This window comes from uncultured Helicobacter sp. (genome assembly GCF_937893305.1).
Classification (GTDB): Bacteria; Campylobacterota; Campylobacteria; order Campylobacterales; family Helicobacteraceae; genus Helicobacter_D.
Genome location: NZ_CALBGN010000009.1, coordinates 1 through 7,694 on the forward strand (window position 1 = coordinate 1; position 7,694 = coordinate 7,694).

Consider the following 7,694-nt stretch of genomic DNA (forward strand, 5'->3'; position numbering starts at 1 on the left):
TCTAAAGATGAAACCTATCTTAGTGGTAATGTAGGGATTAAGTATAAATTCTAAATCAAACTTCATAATCTCCTTAGACAAAATAACCTTTTGGGTGTTGTTTAGAAGCTTAAAAAAATATTTTAAAAATTATTTAGTTTTTTGTATTAGATTTTTTTTACAATAAAAATGTATAATAATCGGCTTTTGAACAAAGGATTTTTCTTGAAACTTGCTGTTTTTGATTTTGATTCCACTTTGATGGATGGAGAAACAATTGATTTATTAGCAAAGGCGCATGGAAGTGCAGAAGCTGTGAGTTCTATCACAAAAGAAGCAATGGGTGGCAAAATGGATTTTCACCAAAGCTTAAAGCTCCGTGTTGCCACACTTAAGGGAATGCCTATTGCTAAAGTCCAAGAGATTTGCAATAACTTAAAATATAATCCCGGCGCAAAGGAACTCATTGATGAGTTAAAAGCTAGAAATTATAGGGTTGTTGTCTTTAGTGGTGGCTTTGATGAGGGTGTTAGTGCTGGACAAAAAGCACTAGGCTATCATATTCATTTTAGCAATAAACTTCATTACAAAGATGGGATTCTAACAGGAGAAGTAGGCGGTGAGATGATGTTTGGTTACTCCAAGGGCAGAATGATGGAAAAAATTCAAACCCTTCTTAATGCAAGTTATGAAAACACCATTGCCATAGGAGATGGCGCAAACGATATTTCAATGTTTAAATACGCAAAAAAGAAAGTAGCATTTTGCGCAAAACCTATCCTTAAAGAAGCAGCAAACATCATCATAAATGAAAAAAATTTAATGCAAATTGCACAACATTTAAATTAAGGAGACTTTATGCAAGATAACATTTCATTTTCACTTTGGTGCGACTTTATTGAACGCAATTTTTTAGAAAATGACTTTATAAAAATGGTGCAAGATGGAATCATAAATGGTGCTACAAGCAATCCGGCAATCTTTCAGCAGGCTTTATTAAATGAAAGCTATCAAGCACAAAAAGATTCCTTAAAAGATTTAGATAAAAAAAGCATTTATGAAGCCTTAGCAAAAACAGATATTCAACGCGCAGCAGAGATTTTAAAGCCCCTTTATGATAACAATCCAAATGATGGTTATATTAGCATTGAAGTTGATCCCAATTTATGTGATAACGCTAAAGAAACTACCGACGAAGGAGTCCGTCTTTTTAATAAGATTGGCTACCCTAACGTAATGATAAAAATCCCTGCCACAAAAGCAGGTTTTAGCGTAATGGAAGAGCTTATTGCTCAAGGAATTTCTGTTAATGCTACGCTTGTGTTTCACAAAACTCAAGTCATTAGTTGTATGGAAGCCTTTAAAAAAGGCTATGAAAAGCTTAAACAAACAAGTAAAAAAGAATTAAAAGACTTACCTCGTGCAGTTGTGAGTATCTTTGTATCACGCTTTGATCGCAAATGCGATTCCATCTTAAAAGAACACGGAATCCCAAGTGCTACACTAGGGATTAAAAATGCGCAATATCTCTATCATACTTTAAATAGTTATGGATTACCCGGAGTGCGCGCGTTATTTGCTAGCACAGGCGTTAAAGGTGATGACTTAGAACCAGCATATTATATTAAAGAACTCTATCATCCCTATGCAATTAACACCGCCCCACTCTCTGCAATCTCTGCCTTTAACGAAGCTAGCGAAGCATATTTACCAAGCATTGAAGAGCTTGAAGAATTTTTAAAAAACGTAGAAGAAGCAGGTATTCATTTAGAATCAATCTCTAAAGAACTGCTAGAACAAGGTTTAAATGACTTCAAAGCAGCATTTTCTAAAATTTTAGAAAGTTTATAAGAATTTTAAACATAGTTTTTGCAAAAAGTGCTATAATTGCCACTTTTATTTTAATTTTAAGGATAACAAATGTTAAGTGGAATAATTAGAGAGAGTATTTCAAAGGCAGACACAAAAGCCCTAAGAAAAAATGGTTATCTAATTGCCAATATCTACGGAAAAGGCAAAGAAAATATCCATTGTGCGTTTAAACGCAATGATTTCATCAGAGAAGTGAAGAAAAAAACAGATTTAATCTTTGAAGTAGAAGTTGGCACACAAAAATATCCTGTTGTCATCCAAGAGTATCAAAAGGATCCTATTACTAGTGAGATTATCCATGTAGATTTGATGCTAGCGCAAAAAGGAACTGAAGCAAAATATTCTGTAAAGGTGCGCACAGTTGGAACACCAAAAGGACTTAAAAACAAAGGTGTCTTAATGATGTCTAAAAAGCGTATCAAAGTGAAATCAGCTCCTGAAAATCTCCCAAAAGATTATGAAATCAATGTTAGTGATTTAGATGTTGGTGATGTTGTGCTTGTGCGTGATCTCCCTGCATTTGATGGTGTAAAAATCGTTGAACGCGATGATGTTGCGATTGTTGGTGTGATTAAATCACGCTAATGTTTTAATGAAATGTTTTTTAATTATAGGTTTAGGAAATCCTGGGCAAACATATCAAAATAACCGACACAATATAGGTTTTAAAGTTATTGACGCCCTAGTCCAAGACCTAAATGCACACAAACAAAGTGCTTTCAAAGGAGAGCTTTACAAAAGCTCTCAAGTCTTACTTCTAAAACCCCAAACTTTTATGAATCTTTCTGGAGAATCCGTTAAAAGCGTGCTGAACTTTTATAAGCTCACAGATTTTTTGGTTATCCACGATGATTTAGATTTGCCCTTTGGTGCTATCAAATTTAAATTTGGCGGAAGCAGTGGCGGACACAATGGCTTAAAGTCAATTGATACACTTTGCGGGAATAACTATTATAGAATCCGATATGGAATTGGAAAACCCGCCATAAAAGCACAGGTAACAAACTGGGTTTTACAAGACTTTAGTCCTTTAGAAGAAGAGCAAAACAAAGAGTTAATCGCACATTCTAAAAATGCGGCCCTAGAGATTGCCAAACTACAATCAAGCGACTTGCTATCCACACAAATTTCCAGCAAATGGACACTCTCTCCAAAAGACCTTTCTAAAGAAATACAATGACACTTTTTTTTCGCTACATTAGTTTTTTGTATTTAAAATATTTTTTCTATCTTTTTATTTCTTTAGAATGCTTTTTTGTTGCGATTGATTTAGTAAAATTCTTAGACAATCTACCAAGCTCTGCAAACCTATTTATTCTTTTGCTTGTGTATGACTTTATGTATGCTTCACAATTTATTCTGCCTCTTGCATTGATTTTAGCACAAATTGTTCTGATGATAAACCTGCTTAAAAGTTCTCAATTTACAGCTTTTTTAGCACTTGGATTTTCAAAAATAAAAATCTTTTACCCTATCTTTTTGCTAAGTTTTTTTATGACACTTATTTTTATCGCTCTAAATGCAACTCCTTTTGCCTATGCAAAAGAGCGTGTAGATTTAATCATTGATGAAGGGTTTATAGGAAATTACAAAAGCGATCTATTTGTCAAATACAATCAAAACTATGTATATTTTAAAAAAATCTATCCCTTATTACAAAGTGCAGAAGGTATTGTTGTGTATGAATTTGATCCTAAAAAAAATACACTAACACATATTGTGGAATCCAAAAAAGCACGATTTAATGGGCAAGACTGGATTTTGGAAAACTCCATAATTACTACACTAGACGAAAGTTTCGAACTTGGCAAAAATCCCTTAAAAGTTAAAGAATTAGAAACCTATGAAACATTGCGCGACTTTAAGCCAAAAATTTTAGAAAATATTTATGAAAAACAAGGAAGCATTTCAATCCTTGATGCCATTGAAGCTTATATGCTTTTAAAAAATCAAAATGCAAATACACAAAAGATACGCGGAATGCTTTATAATCTAATCTTTTTCCCACTCTTTGCGCCTTTAATGATGATTTGTCTTGCTGTGTTTATTCCAAACTCTAACCGTTATGCAAATTTTAGCTTAATGACTTTAGGAATGATTTTAGGCGTGCTAATCACTTGGGGGATATTTTTTAGTTTCTCAAAACTTTCAATTAGCGGCTTTTTGCAACCAGAATTTAGCGCAATAATCCCAATGCTTACATTATTTCTAGCTAGCAGTTTTTGCTTTTATAAAATCTTAAAAACATAAGGAGTTACAATGACAGCATTATTAAGCGTAAGCGATAAAAACGGAATCGTAGAGTTTGCACAAGGACTTGTTTCACTAGGATATACGATTCTCTCTACAGGTGGCACATTAAAAATACTTACACAAAGCAACATCCAAGCACAAGATGTAAGCCATTATACGCAAAGTCCTGAAATGTTTGATGGGCGCGTCAAAACCTTACACCCAAAAATCCATGGCGGAATCTTACATCGCCGCTCCAATAGTGAGGATGTGAGAATAGCTAAAGAATATGGAATTGCTGATATTAATTTAGTTTGTGTGAATCTCTATCCTTTTAAAGCCACGATAGAACACACAAATGATTTTGACACAATCCTTGAAAACATTGACATAGGCGGTCCTTCTATGGTGCGTGCAGCGGCAAAAAACTTCGCTTCTGTGCTAATTGTTACAGATCCTAATGACTACACAAAGGTTTTAGAAAATTTACAAAACCAGAAAAACACTTTAGAGTTCCGTCAAAAGATGATGATTAAAGCATTTGAACACACAGCAAGCTATGATTGTATGATAGCAAATTATATGAATCAGCGCTTCAATGGTGGCTTTGGAGAAGCGCATTTTATCAGTGGAAAACTTGTAGCTCCAACACGCTATGGAGAGAATCCACATCAAAAAGGTGCATATTATGAGTTTGGAAACTTCTACTCTAACACTTTTAAAACGCTAAAGGGTGAAATTAGTTTTAATAACTTAACAGATATTAATAGTGCTGTAAAAATTGCTACAAGTTTCAAAGAAGCCCCTTGTGTTTGTATTGTAAAACATGGAAATCCTTGTGGATTTGCGCTAAAAAACAATGCGCTAGATTCTTACAAAGAAGCCTTAAAATGCGATAGCGTATCTGCTTTTGGTGGTGTAGTAGCAATAAATGCCCCAATAGATCTTACCCTAGCACAAGAGATCAACAAAATCTTTATTGAAGTGTTAGTAGCACCAGAAATTTCAGAAGAAGCACTCAAAGAATTTGAAACCAAAAAGAAAATCAAAATCTTCATTTGCGGCGGAAAAACACTAAAATTTCCAAAAGACCACCAAGACTTTAAACATATTGAAGGTGGATTTGTTTTGCAAGATTCTGATTATTTAGAAGAAAATGAAGTTAAAAATGCAAAATGTGTCAGCCAAAAGCAAGCCACACAAAAGCAAATGCAGGATTTAGAAATCGCTTACAAACTCGCAAGCCTTGTAAAATCAAATTGTGTTGTATATGTTAAAGATTCCGCAATGGTTGCTGTTGGAATGGGAATGACAAGCCGTGTAGATGCAGCAAAGGCGGCGATTAAAAAGGCACAAGATATGGGATTAGATTTAAAAGGTTGCGTGCTTGCAAGCGAAGCGTTTTTTCCCTTTAAAGATAGCATTGAAGAAGCACATAAAGTAGGTGTTAGTGCTGTGATTGAACCTGGCGGAAGTATAAGAGATGATGAAGTGATTGATTGCGCAAACACAAATGGAATCGCTTTATATTTTAGCGGCAAACGCCACTTTTTACATTAAAAATATGGAATCTAAAAAAATGGATTCCAACTATTCTTCAATATAATTCTTAAGCTTTCTTCCAACTTTTGGGTGCTTGAGTTTTTTTATTGCACTAGACTCTATTTGTCTAACCCTTTCTCTTGTTACATTAAGCTCTTTTCCAATTTCTTCTAGCGTTCTGTCTGACTCATCATCTAAAAGTCCAAAGCGCATTCTAATAACCGCTTTTTCCCTCTCATTAAGTTGATCTAACACATCATCAATCTGACTTTTTAAATCTTCTTTTAAGATATGATCCATTGGTCCAATGGAAGTTTTATCCTCTACAAAATCTCCAAACTTACCATCTTCACCATTACCAATAGGAGCTTCAAGACTAATAGGCTCTTTAGTGATTTTAATCACATTTTTAACTTTATCAAGAGGCAAACCTACTTCTTCTGCAATTCTTTCTAAATCGGGTTCTTTGCCTTCTTCTTGTAAAAATTTACGCATAATTTTATTGATACGATTAATCGTCTCAATCATATGAATTGGGATTCTAATCGTGCGCGCTTGATCAGCGACTGCACGCGAAATCGCTTGACGAATCCACCAAGTTGCATAAGTAGAAAATTTATAGCCTTTTTTATATTCAAACTTTTCAACTGCTTTCATTAAGCCAATATTTCCTTCTTGAATTAAATCTAAAAAAGGCAACCCACGATTAGTAAAGTGTTTTGCGATACTCACTACAAGTCTTAAATTAGACTTCGCCATCTTTGTTTTGGCTTTATCTGCAATATCTTTTCCTCTTTTGATTTGCTCTAAAATCTGCCTTAACTTTTCTGGTTCTAAATCAAAACTTCCCTCGCTAGCCGCTTTTGTTTGAAAAAGTTTTTTGATCTCCATATAAGTGGATACCATTGTGGCTTCTGGCACTGCAGCTGTGATTTCTGTTTTGTTCATTTCTGTGATATTTTCTAAAATCTTTTTATGATTTTCTAGCAAAATATCATTAAACAACGGCAAACGATATTCTAAACGTTTTAATTCTTTATCAAAACCTTCATCGCTTTTAATAGTATTTTCCATTGCTTTTACAAGTTCATTAATTAATTTACTTGTAGGACCTAAATCTAAAAGCTTCTCTTTTAAAAATTGCTTTTTATGCGCCAAAGTTAAAAGATATAGCATATTTTTAGAATTTTCTCCTCCTTTTTCTAAATCCCAAGTTTTTAACCAATCTTTTTTTGCTTTTTCTAATGCTTTAAAACTCACAAGAACTTTTTCTACTCTTTTTTGATCTTTTTTAGAAATAGGCTTTTTAGATTCTTCGTTCTCTTCGTTTTCTCTCTCTTCCTCATCTTCACTTTCTTCGTTTTCTTCTTCTTTGCTTTCTTCTTCATCATCAAAGCTTTTAAAAAGTTCTTTAACTCTTCTTTCTCTATTAATCAAAGCTTCTTTGTAATCCAAAATAAAATCAATGAGATATGGCACAGAGCAAATCGCATCTAAAATAATATTTTCGCCAAGTTCTATGTTTTTACTAAGTTCTATTTCTTCATCTCTAGTTAGCAATGGAATCTGCCCCATCTCTCTTAAATACATTCTAACAGGACTATCGCTTCTGCTCCATTCCAGCAACTCTCTTTCTTTCATAAAATCAAACTCGTCTTCTAGCTCTTCATCTAAAAGGCGTTTTTTATCTTCTTTGATTTTTCTTGCTTCATCTTGGTTTAAAATCTTCGCAACCTCTGAAGCTGCCATTAACTGTTTTTTATGTTTTTTAGCCAATTCGCTAACTTTTTTTGCCTGCGCTGCTGTGGGAAGCTTTCCTAAAACTTGCGCAACCTTTTCATAAGAAACATATTTAGTAGCATTTTGAAACAATTCATCAAGCTGTTGATTGATAGTTTTTGCAGACATAAAAACTCCAAAGTAAGATAGATTTACATCATTTATTTAAATGTAGAAAATTGAATATTATAACAAAATTTGTTGAAAATAAGTTTATTGACTAGCAATAAAAGTTGGAATCCAAAACTCCATTTGGATTCCATATAAAAGAGAATAATTTGTAAGTTTCC

General features: G+C 33.6%; 7 protein-coding genes. 6 read left to right on the forward strand and 1 reads right to left on the reverse strand.

The features are described 5' to 3' along the window. The first annotated feature begins 204 nt into the window (after positions 1–204). The 6 genes from serB to purH all read left to right on the forward strand — a co-directional run bounded on the left by serB (position 205) and on the right by purH (position 5,643). Positions 205–828: a phosphoserine phosphatase SerB gene (gene serB, locus Q0358_RS01360; protein ID WP_299546232.1), complete on the forward strand. Its 624-nt coding sequence runs from the start codon at positions 205–207 to the stop codon at positions 826–828. 9 nt (positions 829–837) lie between these two features. Beyond that, on the forward strand, positions 838–1,830 hold the full coding sequence (locus Q0358_RS01365) for a transaldolase (RefSeq protein WP_299546235.1): 993 nt from the start codon (positions 838–840) through the stop codon (positions 1,828–1,830). Between the two features lie 69 nt (positions 1,831–1,899). After that, a complete protein-coding gene (locus Q0358_RS01370) occupies positions 1,900–2,436 on the forward strand; it encodes a 50S ribosomal protein L25/general stress protein Ctc (protein ID WP_299546237.1) in 537 nt (178 codons plus the stop codon). 7 nt (positions 2,437–2,443) lie between these two features. Further along, a complete protein-coding gene (gene pth / locus Q0358_RS01375) occupies positions 2,444–3,031 on the forward strand; it encodes an aminoacyl-tRNA hydrolase (RefSeq protein WP_299546239.1) in 588 nt (195 codons plus the stop codon). Then, positions 3,028–4,101 carry an LptF/LptG family permease gene (locus Q0358_RS01380; protein WP_299546241.1) on the forward strand — a complete coding sequence of 358 codons (1,074 nt, stop codon included), beginning with the start codon at positions 3,028–3,030 and terminating at the stop codon, positions 4,099–4,101. Before pth ends, Q0358_RS01380 begins: the two co-directional genes overlap by 4 nt. A 9-nt stretch (positions 4,102–4,110) precedes the next feature. After that, the gene (gene purH, locus Q0358_RS01385; RefSeq protein ID WP_299546243.1) at positions 4,111–5,643 is read left to right on the forward strand and encodes a bifunctional phosphoribosylaminoimidazolecarboxamide formyltransferase/IMP cyclohydrolase; all 1,533 of its coding nucleotides are present in this window, start codon (positions 4,111–4,113) and stop codon (positions 5,641–5,643) included. A gap of 30 nt (positions 5,644–5,673) precedes the next feature. Here the strand turns inward: purH and rpoD are convergent, their stop codons facing one another. Then, positions 5,674–7,533 carry an RNA polymerase sigma factor RpoD gene (gene rpoD / locus Q0358_RS01390; RefSeq protein WP_299546245.1) on the reverse strand — a complete coding sequence of 620 codons (1,860 nt, stop codon included), beginning with the start codon at positions 7,531–7,533 and terminating at the stop codon, positions 5,674–5,676. Positions 7,534–7,694 lie beyond the last annotated feature (161 nt).